The organism is Flavobacterium cellulosilyticum, assembly GCF_004349355.1.
GTDB classification, from domain to species: Bacteria; Bacteroidota; Bacteroidia; order Flavobacteriales; family Flavobacteriaceae; genus Flavobacterium; species Flavobacterium cellulosilyticum.
In genome coordinates, this window is sequence record NZ_SMFK01000026.1 from 1 (window position 1) to 21,404 (window position 21,404).

Below are 21,404 nucleotides of genomic sequence, written 5' to 3' on the forward strand. Positions count from 1 at the left end.
AGCTTTAGCACTAAAAGCAAATACATCAGATTTAACTGGATTAGCAACTACTGACGCTACAAATACAGCTTTAGCACTAAAAGCAAATGCATCAGATTTAACTGGATTAGCAACTACTGACGCTACAAATACAGCRTTAGCACTAAAAGCAAATACATCAGATTTAACTGGATTAGCAACTACTGACGCTACAAATACWGCATTAGCACTAAAAGCAAATGCATCAGATTTAACTGGATTAGCAACTACTGACGCTACAAATACTGCATTAGCRCTAAAAGCAAATGCATCAGATTTAACTGGATTAGCAACTACTGACGCTACAAATACTGCATTAGCACTAAAAGCAAATGCATCAGATTTAACTGGATTAGCAACTACTGACGCTACAAATACTGCATTAGCACTAAAAGCAAATGCATCAGATTTAACTGGATTAGCAACTACTGACGCTACAAATACAGCATTAGCACTAAAAGCAAATGCATCAGATTTAACTGGATTAGCAACTACTGASGCTACGAATACAGCATTAGCACTAAAAGCAAATGCATCAGATTTAACTGGATTAGCAACTACTGACGCTACCAATACAGCATTAGGAACTAAAGAAGATAAAGCCAATAAATCAACAAGTATAGCACTAGTTTCTAATTCAGACATAAAATTTCCAACAGAAAAAGCGGTAATTGATTATGTTGAATTTAAAACGAGTAGTATTTCCATTACAAAACATACTTCCGTCTATACAGCTTTGTCTACTGATAATACAATTCTATGCGATACTTCTGTAGGCACTTTTAAATTGACTTTACCTACAGCCTCAGAAGCTAGCGGAAAAATTTATGTAATTCGTAAAACAGATTCATCTAATAATGCATTAAACTTTTCTGAGTTAATACTTGTAGATGGTTCAACTGTTACTTCTTTGAATTATCCAAAAACTTTGCGAGTGCAATCTGATGGTAGTGCTTGGTATGTTATTGACTAACTTTCCCGAATTATATATTAAATAATTATGCATACTAATTCATTTTCTAAAAAACTTTTCACTCTCGCTTTGCTTTGGTTTTGCACCAATGGTGTTTCGGCGCAAATAATGCAGAAATTCGGAGATAATGCACACACGATAACTCAAAATGCAGTTTTAGAATTAGAAAGTACAACCAAAGGATTTTTGCTTCCCCGAATGACTAAAATTCAAAGAGATGCTATTGTTGCACCACCAGAAGGTTTGATGCTATGGTGTACAAATTGTTCTCTTTCATACGGCTCAGAAATTGTAATTTGGGTAAAAGATTCCTGGACAGGGCTTTTGATTTCTAATTTAGGAAATAACAAAGTATTATTGGGAAATGCTGAAGGAAAAGCAACAGCTGTGACTTTTAGTGGAGATGTTACTATTGATAATGCAGGAGTAAGTGCTATAGGCGCAAGTAAAGTACTTAGTTCAATGATTCTTGATGGAACCCTAATCGCAGCAGATATTGCAGATAATGCCGTAATTACAAACAAGATTTTAAATGCCAATATTACCAATGACAAATTAGACAAAACCAACATCCCCTTAAGTGGATTTGGAGCGGCAAGAGCAACAGTAGCACTTGGGGATAACAAATTAACAGGACTTGCAGAGCCTACAGATTTGGATGATGCAGCCACTAAAAATTATGTAGATAGCGAAATAACCAAAATAAATACCTTGGCAGATGGAAAAGTATATCTTGGAAACTCGAGCAATGTGGCAACGGAAGTAACTTTAAGTGGTGATATAGTCATAGATAATACAGGAAGCAGTACTATTGTTAATAACGCTATAACTGAGACTAAAATCTCTAGGGCTAGTGTGACCTATTCTAAAATTCAGTATGTGACGCCTAATACTATATTGGGTAGAACCTCTGAGGGAACAGGATCTGTCGAGGAAATTGCAACTACTGGAAAACTTAATGTTGTTTTGTCAGAATCTCCAATTTTATCAGGCGAACCTAAGGCGCCAACAGCCCTCCTGTCAACAAATACAGATCAAATTGCCACTACTGCTTTTGTTTTAGCAAACACAGATAAGTATTATTCCGTTAATGGTTCCGATGAGATATCAACTAGAACTACTTCAGATCAAGTAATACCTGGAATGGCTGTAGCGTCTGAAGTTGGAGGAACTTTTGCAGTTACTTTTAATGCTCAATATATCATTGATCCAACAGACAGAACTTCACAAGCTGGATCAGATATGCTCATGGCATATAATAGCCTAATAGCTTTAACAACTTCTGCCGTAACTATTGATGCCGCTATTCCAACAAGAACATTTACACCAGGAGTTTATACTAATGGAGCTGGTGCAGGTACTGTTGCAGCAGATGTTATAATTACTTTGGATGGTGCTGGAACTTATATTTTTAAATTTGGAGCTGCGTTGAGTATGGGAGCAGGTGTTAAAATTATTTTGATAAATGGCGCTACTGCTTCAAATGTTTTTTGGATTGCAGAGGGTGCTGTTGCAATAGGCGCAAACTCAAATGTTAAAGGAAGTCTTATTTCAAATAGCGGAGCAGTTGATTTAGCTGCAGGATGTTCATTAGAGGGTAAATTGCTAGCTATTAAATCGGGTGCTATTAGTATATCAACTAGTAATGTGACAAATTCTGGTAGTTCAACTGCAATTAATTGGAATTTAATAGCCTCTTTTGCCATATTTAGTGCTGGAGGCGTCATAGGGAATACTGGTACCTCTAGTGTTTCTGGAGATATTGGAACAAAAACAGGAAGCATAACAATAGCCTCTTTTAATGGATCGAATGTTACGGGCAATTTTTACACTTCTCTGATTGGAAGTGCTCTTGCTTCATTTAGTGTGTATCAAAATGGGGGATTAATTGCAAATTCAACAAGAGTGAGATCGAGTACTAATAATACAATTGATATTTCATTGCAAACGATTGCCACCGTTGCTTCAGGTCAAAATATTGATATTAGATGGAATTGCGATTCAGGAAAAATAACACTTAAAAATAGAATATTAACAGTTATTAATGTTAGATAATTATTTTGGTTTATATAATGAATATTTTATTTGTTTAAATAAATTAACTATTTCATTATTAATGCGAATCAAGGGTTGAAAAAAAATTAAAAAAAGAAAGATATATCTTTTAAATAATTAATTTAATAAGCTGATAATCAGTATGTTTATTATGTATTCAACGCAGATTAAAATATAAGATTAATCAGCCTAAAGCTCTAAAAGTAATAAAAATCTACTCCATAATCTACTCCATAATCTGCGACAGATTTGAAAAAGATTTAAAATATCCTTGCGAACGTTTTAGTAATAAACTTAAACAAGATAAAACAGACCAAGAGATTATGGCTATTTATCTATTTGTAGTTCAAGAAGAGCAACGTTTTGGCGTCAAACAAATTCACAAATAGGCATGTGACCATTTGCTTGATTGGTTTGCAAAACTCGTTTCATATGCTGGTTTTTCTAATCGTCTTAATCAATTGTCGCAAGCTTTTAGAAGTTTTACAACTTCGTTATTTGAAGATTTTCTACTCCCTGAGAGTTTTCCTAAAGCTTGTATTATTATGGTGTGAAATTACACGCATTGGCTTTTAGGCGTTTAGATAAAATCCCCTTTCCTGAAGAAATTCAAATAACTCCTGCCACAGTAAATGATTTAACCGTTTTTAAAGAAGCTTGCTCAGAGAAAACTAACAGAATTTTTATGGAGATAAAACATACAATAATCTAGATTTTTTTACTGAATTAAAGCAAGAAAAAAAATCAATTATGATGACGCCAATCAAAGGAATCAAAAGGCAATGTCAGCAAAACAAAAATAGAGATAAAACTGTAAATGACTTGTTTTCAACTGCAGTATCAAGATTTAGGCAACCCATAGAATCCTTATTTAATTGGCTAATTCAAAAAACGGACATTCAAAAAGCAATTAAAGTAAGGTCTACCAAAGGGCTGTTTATTCCTATCTTCGGTAAAATCGCTTCCGCTTTTATACACTTAATATTTTAACCCTTAATTCGCAATAATTAGTAATCTATTGCAAAAAAGTAATTACTTCTTTTGGATTATAAGTAAGTCGAAAGTTTAAAAGTCGTAAAGTCAAAAGAATCAACATTAAGTAAAACAGCATTAAATCAGCTCATTACATATTTTTACCCTGATTTTAAAATACGACATTCTACCATTGTTACTACTTATGATGTTATGGGAAGAATTATTTTAACTCAAAGTCGGTTAGGAACTGATTCCACTTATGTATTTTCAACATCGAATCTAAGTGATGGTATTTACATCATGAAAATAACTACACGCGACAAAACTGAAATGGGCACTAAAATTATTGTTAAAAACTAACAATTTTAATTTTAAGATGCAACAAGTTTTCTTATGACTATTTATGTTAGCCAAAACGGGTTGTGGTTCACTGCTTTTATAGGAGTCAATTTAATTCAATCCGGTTTTACCAAATGATGTTTTGAAAAACTTGCTTTTCTTTGAATAAGAAGTTTGAAAACCGTAAATTTCATAGTGGATTCCTCTAATGCTTTTAAGATAATAAAAATTATCATTGATGTTTCATAATAAACATTTCGTTCCTTAAGGAGTTCTTTTTAAGGGCTAATTTTAGTTACCGACTTTCTATTTACTGATTGCAGAAATACTCTAGACTACATGAATGTTTCGATAAATACAATTACATTTGACTAGAATTAAAAGGTTTAAAACGAAACAAGTAATGAAACCAACTTTATTTAAAACGCTCCTAATTTTATCCGTTTTAACTTTGTTCTCATGTCAAGACAAAAAAACTAAACCCTACAAAGCTGGTGTTGTTATTTCGTTTGATGATGCCTATGTAGATGAATGGATTGAGGCTGATAAAGTTTTGAAAAAATACGATTGGAAAGCCACTTTTTGTGTTTGTAGAATTGATTCGATTGGAGCGCCACAATTGCAAAAACTCCACCTATTGCAAGACGAAGGTCACGAAATTGCAGGTCACGGATACCATCATTACAATGCAGTGAAATTTGTTGCAAAATATGGAATAGACGCGTATATCAAACAAGAAATTGATCCAATGATGGCTTCCATGAAGAAAAAAGGTTTTAACGTTTCCTCATTTGCCTATCCTTATGGAGAACGGTCTGATGCGTTAGACAAAGCATTGGCACCCAAATTTAAAGTGATCAGAGGAAGAGATTTTGAAGATAAAAAACCGGAAAAAGAGGGCTGTTATTTTAGAAATTCTAAATTTATGTATGCTTTTGATATCGATAACAGTCATATTCATTTTAGCATTCCCTATTTATTGGAATTATTAGACAATGCCCAGAAAAACAATAAAATATTGATTTTATGTAGCCATAAACCTGTCAAAAATGTTACAGGAAACTACCAAACAAAAATAGAAACATTGGAGTTTCTTTGTAAATACATGAAGTTAAATAATTTAAAATTTTATAAATTGTCGGATTTAGATAGTTTAGAATCAAATAATTAATTATGAATCTACTTATAGTTGAAGACAGCAAAGAATTAGCTATTGAATTAAAAGAGTTTCTTTCAAATTCTGGCTATATATGTAAAATTGCCACTACTTGCGAAGAAGCACTAGACGAAGCCAATAGTAATAATTATGACATAATGCTTTTGGATTTGGGTTTACCAGATGGCAGCGGTTTTGATGTTTTAAAATCGGTTCGAAAAAACCAATCTAAAATGGCTGTAATAGTAGTTACCGCACGAGGTGAACTTGATGATAAAATTAATGGACTACAACTTGGTGCAGATGATTATTTGACCAAGCCATTTGCACTTACAGAATTGCAAGCTAGGCTATTTGCCATAGTTAGAAGATTGGGTGGTTTTGCTCAAAACGAACTGGAACTCTATGGTTTCAAATTACAATTACATGATTACAAAGTGAGCTATCAAGAAATTCCTGTAAAATTAACTAAAAAAGAATTTGATATTTTTCAATATTTAGTTTTAAATAAGAATAGAGTAATTACGCGTTTACAACTTACTGAACACGTTTGGGGAGATATTCTTGAAGTAAGCTCTGATAGTAATTTTATTGACGTTCATGTTAGAAATCTTCGAAAAAAACTAGACAAGCATACTACTTTAGAATGGTTTGAAACGGTTAGAAATGTTGGTTATAGAATAAATATTTGAAGTATAAACAATGAAATTAAAACACAGACTTTCATTATTTAATATCGGCACAAAATTATTATTGATAGTAATTTTGTGGTTTACTTTACCTTACATTGTAAAAAAAGTAATTTATAATAATGCGGATGATGAGTTAGTAGAAAAAAAAGAAAAGTTTGTTCATAAGCTAGATTCTAAAGAAATACAAGATTTTTTGTTAGCCAATGATTCAACGGAAGTTTATGGCAATTTTACTATTTTACATAAAGAATTTACTCAGTTAGAAGTTTCTCCAAATCAAAAAACAATTAGTAAAGATGTTTTTTTTAATGACATTAGGAGCATTGAAAATCAAGAGTCTGAATATCGAATTTTGCAACATAATTTTAAGTATAACAATGCAAATTATCAGCTTGAAATTGGTTCGAACATTAATGAATTGAATGATTTAATAGATTTACTTCATTATATAATCATTATAACATTTTTACTTGTAGCTCTTTTTACATTTGTAATTGATGGTTTATATATTTCTTATTTATTAAAACCATTTTATAAAATTGTAGAAACAAAAATTAATTTGATTAACGAACCCGAAAAGTTTAATCATACTATTATAGAAAGTAAAACATCAGAATTTCAAGAATTAGATAGTGCATTAAATCAAATGATGCATAGAATAACAGATCTTTTCCTAAAAGAAAAACAATTTATTGGTAATGTTTCTCATGAATTATTAACGCCAATAGCAATTTTAAAAAATCGATTTGAAAACTTAATTCAAAATCAATCCTTGGATAATACTGCAGTCGATAAAATTTCAGATTCTTTAAATACCCTCGATTCAATGAAAAAAGTAATTAGCAATTTACTTTTAATTTCAAGAATTGATAATAAGCAATATCAAATCAATGAGGAAATCAATTTTGATGCAATTATCTCAGAATTATTAGAAAATCTTGATGATAGAATACAAGATAAAAATCTAAAAATTACAAAGAATATAAAGCATCAAGTTTCTTTTTTAGGAAACCAGACACTTATCAAAATCTTGTTCAGTAATTTGTTTACAAATGCCATAAAATACAACACTCAAAATGGAATTATTATAATAAATGATAGTCATATAGCAGAAAAATACGAGCTTACAATTTCTGACACTGGATTAGGAATGAACAAGGAAGAAGCTGCGCAAATCTTTGAACGATTTACTCGAATTCAGTTTGATCAAGAAGGACATGGTATAGGACTTGCGATTGTAGATAGTATCGCCAAGTTACATCAAATAGAAATTCAAGTAGAATCAGAAATTAATCAAGGAACAATTTTCAGGTTAATTTTTCCACTATCAATAATTAATACCCTTTAACTTTTTACTTAATGTGAAATAGTAATCGTATTGATTTTTGATATCCCGTATAATTAATGGTTCTTAAAAAAGCTAAAGGTTAACTCACTGCCAAATTGTAATAGGTATTATTGGTTAAAAGGATTTTTTAAGTAATCTATGAGCCGTCATTTTCCTTTTTGCATTATTTTATAAATCAACTTTTTTGGATTAAATTATACAATCAATTATTTAAAAAAAAAATATTTTATTCAAAATTACATAGTTTGTAAATCTGGTGCACAGTAGAGATACGCTATAAAATGAACCTAGAGGATACTTTTAATTTAAATTGATAACGATAAATGCGAATAATATTTTTATATATTTGCTAACCAATGAGCCATTTAAATAGAAAAAAATGATTGAGTCTTATTATTTTTCCAAAAAATTAGAGAGTAATTAAAATAATGCCAGAAACTAAAGATTTTAGCGAAAAATTATTGGTAAGTGAACTCAAAAACCACAACGAAAAGGCTTTTCGTAAACTTTTTGATTTTTATTACCAAGACATCTATGGTTATAGCATCAGTATTCTAAAATCAAAAGAACTTGCAGAAGAAAACGTTCAAGATGCCTTCTTGAAAGTTTGGTTACATCGTGAAAATTTAAACTTGGAACAATCTTTCAAATCTTATTTATTTACCATAGCAAGAAACCAAGCATTCAATTTATTGAATAAAGCTGCAAATGATGTACTTTTAAAAGAAGAAGTTTTCTACGAAAGTCAAAAATCGTATGATCAAACGGATTATGCAATCCGTGAAGAGGATTGCAAAAAATTGAGAAAGCAAGCCATAAAACAACTTCCCCCCAAGAGGAAACGGATCTTTAAAATGTCTCGTAAAAAAGGAATGACATACGAAGAAATTAGTCTAGAATTAGGGATTTCTGTAAATACTGTCAAAAACCAAATGAGCAAAGCACTAGAATCAATGCGGGTTTTTTTTAAAGCAAATGACAATATTTTATAATTATAAATTTATTTTCCAACCTCAATCACTCTTTAAGAGTGATTTTTTTTTGTTTTAAATTAAATACTGTAAATATATGAAATTAAGTATTTTAAATTTTAAAATACTGCTTTTTAATATTAATTTATAAAAATATAGAAAAAAATATAACATCTGAGTAGTACTCAAATCCTTTTCAACTGTATAATATAGAACAGAAACCAAAAAGCAATTCGCAATGAATGAAAATTCAGAAATACAAAAATTACTTCACAAATTTATTTTGAACCAATGTACCATAGAGGAGACAGATAAAGTAGTTGAATATTATAGAGAAAATATACTTACTTCGGATTTTCCGGAAGTTGAAGATATAAAATTATTGATTAAAGAGATTCCTGAAATGAATGAATCAACAGCAGACAAAATATTTTCCAATATTTTAATTAAAGCAAAAGAGGCAGATATAATCGAGATTGTTTCAGAAAAAAATCCTTTTCGAAAATATCTGGCAATTGCAGCTTCAATTCTGGTTGTATTATCCATAGGATTGTCCTATCAACACGGTTTTTTTAGTCAAAAGAAGGACGATATTATAAACAATAGTAATGAAATTACTTTGCAATTAGAAAATGGTGAAATTCAAGTAATCACTGCCAATAAGAAATCCACAATAGCAGATTCAAACGGAAATGTAGTAGGAAATCAAAATGGAAATAAGATTGTATATGATACTGAAACTCCTTTGAAAAAATTAGTTTACAATACAATCAAAATTCCATATGGAAAACGATTTGAATTGCAATTATCCGATGGTACGATGGTACATTTAAATTCAGGTACTACTTTAAAATACCCTGTTAAATTTATTGCTGGAGAAAACAGACAGGTTTTCCTTGATGGAGAAGCTTTTTTTGATGTAACAAAAGATAAAACACATCCATTTGTGGTTAATGCAGATAAATTGAATATTCGCGTTTTGGGAACTCATTTTAATGTTTCAAGTTATCCTGAAGATAATGTGACAGATGTAGTCCTAGTGGAAGGATCTGTTGGTCTTTATGCCGCAAACGAAAAATTTAATGCAGATAAAAACACCATTCTTAAGCCGGGATTCAAAGGAAGTTTTTCTAAAAGTAGCAGTCAGATTACTACAAAAGAGGTTGTTACCGATGTTTATACTTCTTGGATTAAAGGCGGATTAACTTTTAGAGATATGTCTTTTAAAGAGATGAGCAAAAAACTCGAACGTCATTATAATGTTACTATTGTCAATCAAAATAACAAATTGTCTACCGAAAAATTTAATGCCAGTTTTGGAGATGAACCAATAGCAAAAGTATTAAGCTACTTTAATGAAATTCACGGAATTAATTATACCCTCAAAAATAATGAAGTACTAATCAAATAACCACTAAAAACCAATGAAAAATGAAAAGTTAAGAAAGCAGAAATAAAAAAATCGGAAAAAGCTACGAACAATTTCCGATTTAAGAAACGATTGAACCTAACAAATTAAATACAATCATTACAAAATTATGAAAAAAAAACCAAAGAATAATGGAATGTATTTTCCATTGTTCCAAAACAACCTGAAATTGAAACTAACCACCATACTTCTTTTGGTCGCCATGTTTAATATTCGAGCCAATTCTTATGCCCAGACAAAAGTAAACTTGGAATTAAATAACACCACCGTAGAAACGGTTCTTGAGACGATCGAACAAAAAACTGATTTTCGATTTATTTACAAGTTGAATGATATCGACTTGGATCGTATTATTTCTATTAAGTCAAAAAACGAATCTATTGATGTTGTTTTGAATAAGTTATTTAAAGGAACTGCTACGGATTTTAAAGTTTGGGAGACCCAAGTCATCTTGAAAAAGGCGGAATCAGAAAAAGTGGAAAATATTAAAATTATTAAGCAAACAATAAAAGGTAAAGTTATTGACGAAAACGGAATGCCATTACCTGGTGCTTCTGTTATTGAAGTAGCTACTAATAAAGCTGTCAGTTCAGATGCCAATGGAAATTTTGAAATTACCGTTGAAAATAATGATGCAGTAATTGTTATAAGTTATATAGGCTATAAAGACAAAAAAATAACAGCAAACCAAGTTAATGGTGTTATTCAACTCTTACCAGACACAACAACTTTAGAAGAAATTGTAGTGGTAGGATATGGAACCTCATCAAGAAAAGATGTTACAGGTGCCGTATCTTCAATAGCTGCAAAAGACATGAATCAAGGAGCTGTAGTCAATCCATTGCAATTAATTTCAGGAAAATTGGCAGGAGTTACTATTACACAAACAGGAAGTGAACCGGGTTCAGCACCGAGTGTTAGAATTCGAGGAATATCTTCTTTAATTGGAGGAAATGATCCATTGGTAGTAGTTGATGGAGTTCAAGGAAATATGGATTTATTAAACCAAATTCCTCCTAGCGAAATTGCTTCCATGGACATATTAAAAGATGCTTCAGCCACTGCCGTTTATGGTTCTAGAGGTGCTGCAGGTGTAATTATTGTTAGTACAAAGAAAAACAAAGCAGGAAAAACATCTGTTGAATATTCGGCTTCAACAGCTATCGATTACATCCCGAAAAAATTAGATATGTTAAATGCAGACCAATGGTGGCAACAAGCACAATTAGTTGCCGTTCCTGCTTCGGCAAATCATGGTTCTGATACTGATTGGTATGGTATTCTTACCAAAGGGGGTGCTACACAAACGCACACTTTATCATTTGGAGGAGGAACAGATAAATTTAGCTATAGAGCTTCGATCAGTGCTATTTTACAAGATGGGGTTGTCATTAATACCAGCAATAAAAAATACATTGGAAGAATTCAGGCTACACAATCCGCAATGGATGATAAATTGAAATTAACGTTCAACTTGAATAGCGGAGTTACCAATGCAGTTAATAGTATTGGTAGTATTGGTAGAGCTGCATTTACTTCAAATTTGATTACAAATGCATATGTAATGCGTCCTACTGATCCAGTTTACAACACAAATGGAAGTTATTTTACAGATCCTAATGTTTTTCAATACCTGAATCCTTACGCTGCTGCTCAAACAGTGACTAATGAAGGTCAATATGATAATTTATTTGGAAGTCTTAAAGCTGATTTAGATTTATACAAAGGCTTAACAGCCGGTTGGTTTGGAAGTTGGAGAAAAACAAATAGTACAAATGGGTACTATCTTCCAGCAGAATCTACTAATGCTTATGCTATTGATCAAAATGGGTATGCCAATATCAACAACAACAAGCAAAATGAAAAATTAATGAATATTAGTCTTTCGTACAAAAAAATGTTTGGGGAGCACAGCATTAATGCATTAGCCTTGTATGAATGGCAAAACCAAGCGTACCAAGGTAATTTTGCGCAAGCCAAAGGATTTATCAATGATATTGCCACTTATAACTCTTTACAATTGGGTGATTTATCAAAAGTACAACCTGGTGATATCTCCTCTTATAAAAATGACAGAACACTAGTTTCTTTTTTGGGACGTGTGAATTACTCTTTTTTAAACCGATATTTATTTACAGCTAGTTTCAGACGAGATGGTTCCTCAGTATTTGGTGTTAATAATAAATGGGGAGATTTTCCATCCGCTTCGGTAGCTTGGCAAATAAACAAAGAGTCTTTTATGGCGAACCAAACTATTTTTAACGAATTGAAATTACGTGGTGGATATGGAGTAACTGGTAATCAACAAGGATTATATCCACAAAACTCCATCTCGCTTGTAGGGGGATCTGGAGTAACTTATTTTGGAGGTCAACAAATCACCAATTTTAATGTAATCCAAAATGCCAATGCCGATTTACGTTGGGAAACAAAAAAACAAACTAATATTGGTCTTGATTTTGGTCTTTTCGATAATAGGCTAAGAGGAACTATTGATGTATTTACAGCAACTACCGATAATCTTTTATTTGATTATACAGTTCCACAACCTCCCTTTCCTTATAATACAATTAAGGCAAATGTAGGAAGTTTATTGAACAAAGGATTGGAAATTGCTGTTGGCTATGATGTAATAAAAACAGAAAACACGACCCTTACACTTGCTGGAAATGTATCTTTCTTGAGAAATAAAGTATTGAACCTTAGCGGAAGTATCAATGGAGTACCATTAAATACTAATAATGTTCCTTGGGGACCAAGTTCTTACTTAATTGAAGGTCAACCTGTAGGTACTTTTAATATTTTACATCATACAGGTAAAGACAACGAAAATTCTGAAACGGTACTTGATGTTGACGGCAATGGTATTATTGATCAAGGTACAACTAGCCCAGATCGTTTGATACAAGGTTTTGCATTACCAACTTATACTTATGCTTTTAATCCAACTTTCCAACACAAAAACATAGATATCTCTATGTTATGGAGAGGGTCAGGAGGAAATAAAATATATAATGGTCTTAGATCAAATTTAAGTTACCTAGAAAACATTGGTAAGGCAAACGTGTTGGATAGCGCTATTCCTTTAGGTTTATTTACTTCAAAATACGGTTCTGACTTATGGCTTGAAGATGGTTCTTTTTTACGATTAGAAAATGTAACAGTTGGCTATAATTTGCATTTAGAAAAAGTTAAATATATTGAATCTGTTCGACTTTCTCTTACAGGAAATAACTTACTGTTGATTACACCATATTCAGGAATTGATCCCGAATTAAATTTAAGTGGTGGGAATGGTTTTGGTGGCGACAATGGTATTTACCCTCGTACTCGAAGTTTTGCCTTTGGATTAAATGTAAAATTTAAATAGTAAAAGAAAATGAAAATTAAAAATATATTGATAACAGGGAGCATTTGTTTCCTTTTTCTTGTCGGATGTACTAACATTGATGAAAATGTGTATGACAAATACTCCGCAGATGATTTTTATGGCTCCGCTCAAGGTGCCGATGTAGCATTAGCTAGTGTTTACGCACAAGTTGGTGGTAATTGGGATGGAGTAGGATATGCAGGCGCCGATAGAGGATGGTATGACTTAAATTGTTTTAGTTCAGATGAACAAGTGATTCCTCATAGAACAACAGGAGATTGGGAATTGGATTTTGCACGTTTATACAAACACGAATGGTTGCCAACGGATTCTTTTATAAACAACACTTGGAAATGGTTGTACAAATCTATTTTCAATGCCAATTTGGCCGTTAACCAATTAGAAAAATCAAATGCTGAACCTTCAAAAATAGCTGAAGCCAAAGTATTAAGAGCCTTTTTCTATTATTTATTAATTGATGATTTTGGAGATGTTCCTTTTTATACAGACAATAATATTACTGTAGATCAAATTCCGCAATCCAGTCGTAAGGAAGTATATACCTTTATTGTAAAAGAATTGACGGATAATGTACCATTACTTTCTGGTACAAAAGGGGGGAACTATTATGGAAGATTCAACAAATGGGCAGGTTATACTTTATTGGCAAAAGTATATTTGAATGCCCAAGTATACACAGGAACTCCTGAATGGGATAAATGTTTAGCCGCTTGCAATAAAGTAAGCGAAGGAGGATATTCACTTCATTCTGGTGCTGCCAATGCTTCTAGCCCTATGGGTAATAAATATTATGAACTATTTGGTGATGTACTTCCAGACGATGAAACCATTCTATCCATTTTTGTTACTGCAAATGTTGTCTCTCGTAATATTTTTACGATACGTAGTTTGAATGGCCCAGATGCCAAAGCATTATTTGGCTCTAGTGGTTGGAACGGAACTATTGTCCCAGAAGATTTTTTCTTGAAATATGCGGATCAAGACATTCGTAAAAAGCAATTTCGTTTTGGAGATCAAGGCGGTGGAGTAAATTATGCTGTAAAAGTGGCTTCACTAGATAATCCCGGAGCTGCACCACAAGCTGGTGTTCGCGACACTAAATTTTACCCTGTGACACCTATGGATGGTGGTGGTGCATCAAATGATTTTCCAATCTATCGGTATGCCGATGTATTATTAATGAAAGCAGAATGTAATGTAAGATTAGGAAATGCTACAACAGCAAAACCGTTCATAGATCTTGTAAGACAACGTGCCGGACTTGGAGTATTAGCCGCAAATCCAACATTAGATGATATCTATAATGAAAGAGGATTTGAGTTAAACTGGGAAGGACACAGACGACAAGACATGATTCGTTTTGATAAATTCTTATTAGCAAATAATTTTAGAGGAGTTTCTGCTGGATACAGAAAATTGTTCCCAATACCTACAGCAGCGTTGGATGCAAATAAGGGACTAAAACAAAATACAGGTTACTAACACATAGAACTATTATGAAAAAATATATAAACAAATTTTTCCTGTTAGGAAGTATTATTATTTTCGGTGCTTCCTGCGAAAATGATGCCATATTAACTAGTTTAAAAGCAGTTGATTTTTCAACTGAAATAGAAGCTTCGGCAAAGACACTCGTTCTTACTGAAATCAATGCTAATCAAAACATGGAACTTATTTCATGGCCAGCAGTAGTTTTTCCTATAAAGGCACCAGTAACATATACTATTCAATTTGATTTAATTGGAAATACAAGTGGTGGTACTGCTTGGATAAACTCAAAAAGAATTGAAGTGGGTGAAGATGCACTTAGCAAGTCATTCCTAGGTAAAGATTTGAATAAAATAGCTATTGATTTAGGTTTAAAACCCAATGTTGTTGGTATTTTAGCTGTGCGTGTTGAAGCTACATTAGATCGTAAAATTTATTCTAACTCAATTACATTGACAATAACTCCTTATGAAAAAAGTGTTGTTTTTGGAGCAATCTATATGCCTGGAAGCTATCAAGGTTGGGGCATAGATACCGCAGCTGAGTTATCGGCTATCGAATCGGGTGTTTATCTTGGATATGTAACTATTCCTACTGGATCAGGTTTAGGGTTTAAATTAAATACAGCTAGAAACTGGGATCAATTTTATGGTGCCGACAAAGATGGTAATCTTAAAAGCATGAGCGATACTGATTTAGTTATGCCTGGTGTAGGTACCTATCAAATTAAAGCAAATCTAAATACTTTTAAATGGAACGCTGTTCCATATTCTTGGGGAGTTGTAGGTGATGCAACATCAGGAAGCTGGGATAATAGTACTCCTATGACTTTTGATCATGTATTAAAATTGTGGAAAATTACAATTGTTCTAAAATCAGGAAATGTTAAATTCAGATTAAACAATAACTGGACAATCAATTACGGACCTAAAAATGCAGGTTCGGGAATTGTAAATCTTGATGATCCTGCTGCTCATTATATAGGTGAAGCTGGTACGTATGATATTACACTCAAAATAAATGATATTGATACTTCTAACGGATATCCTAAAACTGCTACTTATACTGTTACAAAAAAATAATAAAATTTTGATTAGTTTGATTTAGTAATGCCTGTCTTTCTTTTTGAAAGGCAGGTTACTATTAAATGACCTAAAGTTCTAAATCAAATTTTGAATTTATTAAAAATCTAAAAATTAAAAATTATGAAATATAATATAAACATCATCTATGCATTATTGCTTACGTTAGCGTTTGTTTCTTGTAGTTCTTCTGATGACAGTTCAAACACAACGGCGCCTTATCCTCAATATGGCACAGTGTTTGAAAAAATGCCAAGCAAAGAAGACGCTATTATTTACCAAGTAAATTTACGTGCTTTTAGTCAAGCCGGAACCCTTAAAGGTGTTCAGGATAGACTTGCTCAAATACAAGAATTAGGTGTAAATGTAATTTATTTAATGCCAATTTATCCTGTTGGAATCGTTAGATCTGCGGGTGGTTTAGGCTCACCGTATTCTGTTAAGGATTACAAGGCTGTAAGTACAGAATTTGGAACCTTGGAAGACTTACGTACTTTGGTTGATGAAGCACATAAGAAAAACATGGCTGTCATTTTAGACTGGGTTGCCAACCATACCTCTTGGGATAATAACTGGATTACAGCACATCCAGATTGGTATCAAAAAGATGCTAATGGAAATATCATTATTCCACCAGGAACTAATTATAATGATGTAGCCCAATTAGATTTTACCAATACTGAAATGAAGAAAGCTATGATTGATGCTATGTCCTATTGGGTTTACACCGCAAATATAGACGGTTTTAGATGTGATTATGCTGATTATGTTCCTCAAAATTTTTGGTCAGAAGCGATTACTTCTTTACGTAAAATTAAAAATCAAAACTTCTTAATGCTTGCCGAAGGTTCTAAAGTAAATCAATTTGCAGCTGGTTTTGATTATACTTTTGGTTTTAATTTTTTTACAGCTTTAGAAAAAGTTTTTAAAGAAAGTAAACCTGCTACGTCCATGCAAGACGCAAATGCTGCAGAATATGCCACTAATTATAATGAAGAAAACAGAATTGTAAGATACACTACTAATCATGATGTGAATCTTTCTAATGGAACTCCTATTGAACTTTTTGGAGGCAAAAAAGGGTCTATGGCAGCTTTTGTAGTAGCAGCTTACATGAAATCTGTTCCGATGATTTATAATGGGCAAGAAATTGGATATGCTAAAAGAATCGATTATTTCAATCGTACTCCTATTGACTGGTCAACTGCTGATGTAACAATGCTCGCAGAATATAAAAGGATAATTGCATTCAGAAATACAAGCGATGCAATCAAAAAAGGAACTTATACAGGGTATAGCAGTGATGCCGTATGTGCATTTACTATGAAAACAACTACCGCAAGTGCACTTGTACTTTCTAACTTGACTAATACTACTGTGAAATATCTTGTCTCCAATTCATTAAAAGGAACATGGAAAGATGCTTTTACAGCAACGACAGTTACTGTTGCAAGTGAAATAATACTACTTCCTTATCAATATATAGTTTTGAAAAACTAACCCAAATGCAACTTTAACAACAAATTAAATTTGCCAAAAAATTAAATAACATGACTTTTAAATCAAAAAAAACACTACCTCAAATTCGTTTGAGCAGGATGGCAATACTTTTATTTTATGTGTGTGCAAGCTCATTGGGAGTTCAGGCACAAGAAATAATTTCGCCAAATAAAAACCTTTCTTTAAAATTTGAATTAAAGGAGAACGGAATTCCAACGTATCAATTAACCTATAAAAAAAAACCGGTTATTAAATCCAGTTCTTTGGGGTTAGAACTTAAAGATATGCCTTCGTTTATGGATGGATTTACCATTACTAAAACGGATCAATCTTCTGTTGATGAAACCTGGGACCCTGTATTAGGGGAAGAAAAAACAATTCGTAATCAATACAATGAATTGGTTGTCACTTTATCCCAAAAAAAATACAACAACAGATACATTCGCATCCGTTTCCGTTTATTCAATGACGGATTGGGTTTCAGATATGAATTCCCAAAACAAAATGATTTGAATTATTTTGTTATTAAAGAAGAACGTACTGAATTTCAATTGGCTGGAAATCATAAGATTTTCTGGATTCCAGGAGATTATGACACCAACGAATATGCATACACGACTTCAAAAATTTCTGAAATTCCTGCATTAATAAAAAAAGCGACTGCTGAAATTAATTCCCAATGGCCTATTAAAGAATTATCAGTTCAAACGCCATCGATGATGAAATCGGATAATGGATTATATATTAATATTCACGAAGCAGCTTTAATCAATTATCCGGCAATGTCACTTGAAGTTGACGCTTCAACATATAAAATGCGTAGCCATTTGACTCCAGATGCTGTTGGTAATAAAGGGTATATGCAAACAGATGCTCAAACCCCTTGGAGAACTATTGTAGTAAGTGATAAAGCGACCGATATTTTGGCTTCCAAATTAATTTTAAATCTTAATGAGCCAACAAACTACAAGGATGTTTCGTGGATAAAACCTGTGAAATTTATCGGAATTTGGTGGGAATATTTTGTGGCTGGTAAAAGTACATGGGCTTTTGGAAAAGAAACTAATGTAAAATTGACAGATGATTTTTCGAAACTAACTCCAAATGGAAAACACGGAGCTACAACTGAACGTGCAAAAAATTATATTGATTTTGCTTCTAAAAATGGTTTCGATGCCATACTTATTGAAGGCTGGAATATTGGTTGGGAAGATTGGATTAATAACTGGAAAGAAGACGTTTTTGATTATGTAACAGCTTATCCTGATTTTGATGTAAAAGCAGTTCATGAATATGCCTCTTCGAAAGGAGTGAAAATTATGATGCACCATGAGACTTCGGGTTCGGCAACTAATTACGAACGTCGCTTGGATCGTGCTTTTCAATTTATGAATGAGAACGGTTATGATGCCGTAAAAACAGGTTATGTAGGTAAAATTATTCCGCGTGGTGAACATCATGACGGGCAATGGATGGTGAATCATTATATTAATGTAGCCAAACGTGCTGCCGATTATAAAATTATGGTTGATAGTCACGAAGCCGTTAGACCAACTGGTTTGAACAGAACTTTTCCAAACTGGATTGCACAAGAATCAGCTAGAGGGGGTGAATTTGAATCTATGGGTGGATTAGCACCAGATCACACTACAATTCTACCATTTACACGCTTAATGGGAGGTCCAATGGATTTTACACCTGGAATTTTCCAAACGGATCTTTCGTATTATGGTACAGGAAGTACACAAAGAGTCAATACGACTTTAGTAAAACAATTGGCATATTATATAACAATGTACAGTCCATTACAGATGGCTGCTGATATTCCGGGTAACTACGAACGATTTCCAGATGCATTTCAATTTATTAAAGACGTCGCTTTAGATTGGGATCACAGCTATATTCTAGAAGCTGAACCTGGTGATTATATCACAATTGCACGTAAAGCAAAAGGTAAAAACGAATGGTTTGTAGGAGGTATTACAGATGAAAATTCAAGAATTGCCAACATTACTTTCGATTACCTTCCTGCTGGAAAAAAATTCATCGCTACTATTTACGCCGATGCAAAAGATGCTAATTGGAAAGAAAAACCTCAAAAATATACCATTTCTAAAGTTATTGTGACTTCAAAAACAGTTTTAAAACAATATTTAGCACAAGGTGGTGGTGTAGCTATAAGCATCAAAGAAGGTAGCGTTGTAGAAATGATGGGACTTAAAAAATTATAATTATTAAATACAATCCCTATTGTAAACTAATACTCTTTACAATAGGGATTAAATAAGAGAATTTTAACCACTATTAATTTAACAATAAAAATCATGAAAAAAAAATTACTGTTATTCGTTATTTGTTTGATGACATTTTCATTCGCCAATGCGCAAATTAATTCATTAGCCATCGTTGGTGATGGTGCTGGAGGATGGCCAACTGGAGCAGTTGGAGAAGTTGATGCACATCAAATGTCCACTGCTGATGGTGGATTACATTGGACTATAAACAATTTAGCTCTCAGCTCAGGTGCTGTAAAATTTAGGGCCAATAATGAATGGAATCCAATTACAAATTGGGGAGGAACTACTTTTCCATCTGGAACTGGAATTGCAGATGGTGCAGCTATGACATCAGTATCAGGAATTTACAACGTAACTTTCAACACAAATACTTTAGCTTATACTTTTGTATTACAAAAAGTAACTTTTCAAACAATAAGTATTATTGGAGATGCAGCCCCTGGAGGTTGGGTTGATACCGATATGACGACTACAGATGGTATTATTTATACCCTGAAAAGAGTTTCATTAGTTCCGGGAGGTTTAAAATTTCGTGGAGATCATTCTTGGACATTGCCTTACAATTGGGGAGGGACTAACTTTCCATCAGGTACATCAGTAGTTGATGCAGCTCCTATTACAATACCAAACGCAGGTTATTATAATATTAGCTTCAATAAAAACACCCTTGTTTATAGTTTTGCATTTCAAGTAATAAGTATTTTTGGAGATTCCACACCAGGTGGATGGAGTACTGATACTGATATGACAACTGTTGATGGTAATAATTATACGCTCGCTAATGTTTCATTGATTCCTGGAGCATTAAAATTTCGTGGTGGTCATTCATGGACTCTACCTTACAATTGGGGAGGAACAGCGTTTCCATCTGGAACAGCAGTAGTTGATGCTAATGGTATTACTATACCAACTGCAGGGAACTACAATATTAATTTTAATGTTTCAACGGCAACTTACTCTTTCACAAATAGTTTATCTATAAAAGGATTTAATTTGTCAAAATTAAGTGTGTATCCAAATCCAGCAAATGTTAATTGGAACGTTAGCTCTTCTAATGAAAACATTGAAAGTATTCAAATTATAGATGTTTTAGGAAAAAAAATTCGTACTTCCTCATCAAATAGTAAATCCATAACTGTTGATGCTTCTAGTTTAAAAAGCGGAATTTATTTCGCAAAAATTGCTACTGCAACTGGAACAGATACTATAAAATTGATTAAGAATTAAATTTTATATTTTTTGTTAATCCCTTAAAAACTAGGTTTTAAGGGATTTTTTTTTGAATAGTCTTTTAGTTTTATATAATTCCACTCATAAAGTAAATTACTTTTTTTAAAAATTACTTCTGCTGTGGTTTCTCAAAGCTAAAACTTTATTGATAAAATGAATTGTATGGACATGCTAACTTTACCCGCATAAAAAGTTAAGAATAAAAACCTTAATTTTAATTTATGAAAAAAACGCGAATAATTTATGACCGAGCTTTTAAAGAGAAAGCAGTCCAGTTGAGTTTTGAAAGAACAAATATTTCAGAACTGGCCAGAGAGTTAGGAGTTACTGCTCCACAGTTGTATAAATGGAGAAAAGAATATGAAGAGTTCGGACAAGGAAGTTTTCCAGGGAACGGCAATTTAAAGCAAACGCCAGAACAGGAACGCATTTCGGAACTTGAAAGAAAGCTCAAAGATGC

At 32.6% G+C, this 21,404-nt stretch carries 16 protein-coding genes; all 16 read left to right on the forward strand.

All coding sequences use genetic code 11. From position 1 onward, the window contains the following. Positions 1-991, forward strand: a 991-nt coding sequence (locus tag E0F76_RS19425) for a hypothetical protein (protein WP_165932750.1), incomplete at its 5' end; no start/stop codon positions are given. Between the two features lie 27 nt (positions 992-1,018). After that, entirely contained in the window at positions 1,019-3,046 is a 2,028-nt protein-coding gene (locus E0F76_RS18875; protein ID WP_132009993.1) for an ice-binding family protein, read from the forward strand. 750 nt (positions 3,047-3,796) lie between these two features. Next, positions 3,797-4,036, forward strand: a complete 240-nt coding sequence (locus tag E0F76_RS18880; RefSeq protein ID WP_132009996.1) for a transposase — start codon at positions 3,797-3,799, stop codon at positions 4,034-4,036. 174 nt (positions 4,037-4,210) lie between these two features. After that, positions 4,211-4,381: a T9SS type A sorting domain-containing protein gene (locus E0F76_RS18885; protein ID WP_281275301.1), complete on the forward strand. Its 171-nt coding sequence runs from the start codon at positions 4,211-4,213 to the stop codon at positions 4,379-4,381. A gap of 382 nt (positions 4,382-4,763) precedes the next feature. Continuing rightward, positions 4,764-5,531, forward strand: a complete 768-nt coding sequence (locus tag E0F76_RS18890; protein WP_132010002.1) for a polysaccharide deacetylase family protein — start codon at positions 4,764-4,766, stop codon at positions 5,529-5,531. A gap of 2 nt (positions 5,532-5,533) precedes the next feature. After that, positions 5,534-6,208 (forward strand): response regulator transcription factor, encoded by a 675-nt coding sequence (locus E0F76_RS18895; RefSeq protein WP_132010005.1) that lies wholly within the window; start codon positions 5,534-5,536, stop codon positions 6,206-6,208. A 10-nt stretch (positions 6,209-6,218) separates the two neighbouring features. Next, positions 6,219-7,556: a sensor histidine kinase gene (locus E0F76_RS18900; protein ID WP_132010008.1), complete on the forward strand. Its 1,338-nt coding sequence runs from the start codon at positions 6,219-6,221 to the stop codon at positions 7,554-7,556. Positions 7,557-7,984: 428 nt separating this feature from the next. Beyond that, entirely contained in the window at positions 7,985-8,548 is a 564-nt protein-coding gene (locus tag E0F76_RS18905) for an RNA polymerase sigma factor (protein ID WP_132010011.1), read from the forward strand. A gap of 217 nt (positions 8,549-8,765) precedes the next feature. Then, the gene (locus E0F76_RS18910; protein WP_132010014.1) at positions 8,766-9,938 is read left to right on the forward strand and encodes a FecR family protein; all 1,173 of its coding nucleotides are present in this window, start codon (positions 8,766-8,768) and stop codon (positions 9,936-9,938) included. 127 nt (positions 9,939-10,065) lie between these two features. Then, positions 10,066-13,326 carry a SusC/RagA family TonB-linked outer membrane protein gene (locus E0F76_RS18915; protein WP_132010017.1) on the forward strand — a complete coding sequence of 1,087 codons (3,261 nt, stop codon included), beginning with the start codon at positions 10,066-10,068 and terminating at the stop codon, positions 13,324-13,326. Positions 13,327-13,335: 9 nt separating this feature from the next. Continuing rightward, positions 13,336-14,829, forward strand: a complete 1,494-nt coding sequence (locus E0F76_RS18920) for a RagB/SusD family nutrient uptake outer membrane protein (RefSeq protein WP_132010020.1) — start codon at positions 13,336-13,338, stop codon at positions 14,827-14,829. 14 nt (positions 14,830-14,843) lie between these two features. Then, on the forward strand, positions 14,844-15,917 hold the full coding sequence (locus E0F76_RS18925) for a SusE domain-containing protein (protein WP_132010023.1): 1,074 nt from the start codon (positions 14,844-14,846) through the stop codon (positions 15,915-15,917). Positions 15,918-16,040: 123 nt separating this feature from the next. Beyond that, positions 16,041-17,417, forward strand: a complete 1,377-nt coding sequence (locus E0F76_RS18930; protein ID WP_132010026.1) for an alpha-amylase family glycosyl hydrolase — start codon at positions 16,041-16,043, stop codon at positions 17,415-17,417. Between the two features lie 98 nt (positions 17,418-17,515). Next, positions 17,516-19,648, forward strand: coding sequence for a glycoside hydrolase family 97 protein (locus E0F76_RS18935; protein WP_220398951.1), 2,133 nt, complete (start codon positions 17,516-17,518; stop codon positions 19,646-19,648). Positions 19,649-19,741: 93 nt separating this feature from the next. Continuing rightward, a complete protein-coding gene (locus E0F76_RS18940) occupies positions 19,742-20,941 on the forward strand; it encodes a T9SS type A sorting domain-containing protein (RefSeq protein WP_132010032.1) in 1,200 nt (399 codons plus the stop codon). A gap of 224 nt (positions 20,942-21,165) precedes the next feature. Further along, a partial coding sequence (locus tag E0F76_RS18945) for a transposase (protein ID WP_132004782.1) occupies positions 21,166-21,404 on the forward strand: 239 nt, incomplete at its 3' end.

Excerpts from the sequence above, each read along its gene's own strand:
- E0F76_RS18875 (WP_132009993.1), top strand. The coding sequence starts at position 1,019 with ATGCATACTAATTCATTTTCTAAAAAACTTTTCACTCTCGCTTTGCTT.
- E0F76_RS18880 (WP_132009996.1), top strand. The coding sequence starts at position 3,797 with ATGATGACGCCAATCAAAGGAATCAAAAGGCAATGTCAGCAAAACAAA.
- E0F76_RS18890 (WP_132010002.1), top strand. The coding sequence starts at position 4,764 with ATGAAACCAACTTTATTTAAAACGCTCCTAATTTTATCCGTTTTAACT.
- E0F76_RS18895 (WP_132010005.1), top strand. The coding sequence starts at position 5,534 with ATGAATCTACTTATAGTTGAAGACAGCAAAGAATTAGCTATTGAATTA.
- E0F76_RS18900 (WP_132010008.1), top strand. The coding sequence starts at position 6,219 with ATGAAATTAAAACACAGACTTTCATTATTTAATATCGGCACAAAATTA.
- E0F76_RS18905 (WP_132010011.1), top strand. The coding sequence starts at position 7,985 with ATGCCAGAAACTAAAGATTTTAGCGAAAAATTATTGGTAAGTGAACTC.
- E0F76_RS18910 (WP_132010014.1), top strand. The coding sequence starts at position 8,766 with ATGAATGAAAATTCAGAAATACAAAAATTACTTCACAAATTTATTTTG.
- E0F76_RS18915 (WP_132010017.1), top strand. The coding sequence starts at position 10,066 with ATGAAAAAAAAACCAAAGAATAATGGAATGTATTTTCCATTGTTCCAA.
- E0F76_RS18920 (WP_132010020.1), top strand. The coding sequence starts at position 13,336 with ATGAAAATTAAAAATATATTGATAACAGGGAGCATTTGTTTCCTTTTT.
- E0F76_RS18925 (WP_132010023.1), top strand. The coding sequence starts at position 14,844 with ATGAAAAAATATATAAACAAATTTTTCCTGTTAGGAAGTATTATTATT.
- E0F76_RS18930 (WP_132010026.1), top strand. The coding sequence starts at position 16,041 with ATGAAATATAATATAAACATCATCTATGCATTATTGCTTACGTTAGCG.
- E0F76_RS18935 (WP_220398951.1), top strand. The coding sequence starts at position 17,516 with ATGGCAATACTTTTATTTTATGTGTGTGCAAGCTCATTGGGAGTTCAG.
- E0F76_RS18940 (WP_132010032.1), top strand. The coding sequence starts at position 19,742 with ATGAAAAAAAAATTACTGTTATTCGTTATTTGTTTGATGACATTTTCA.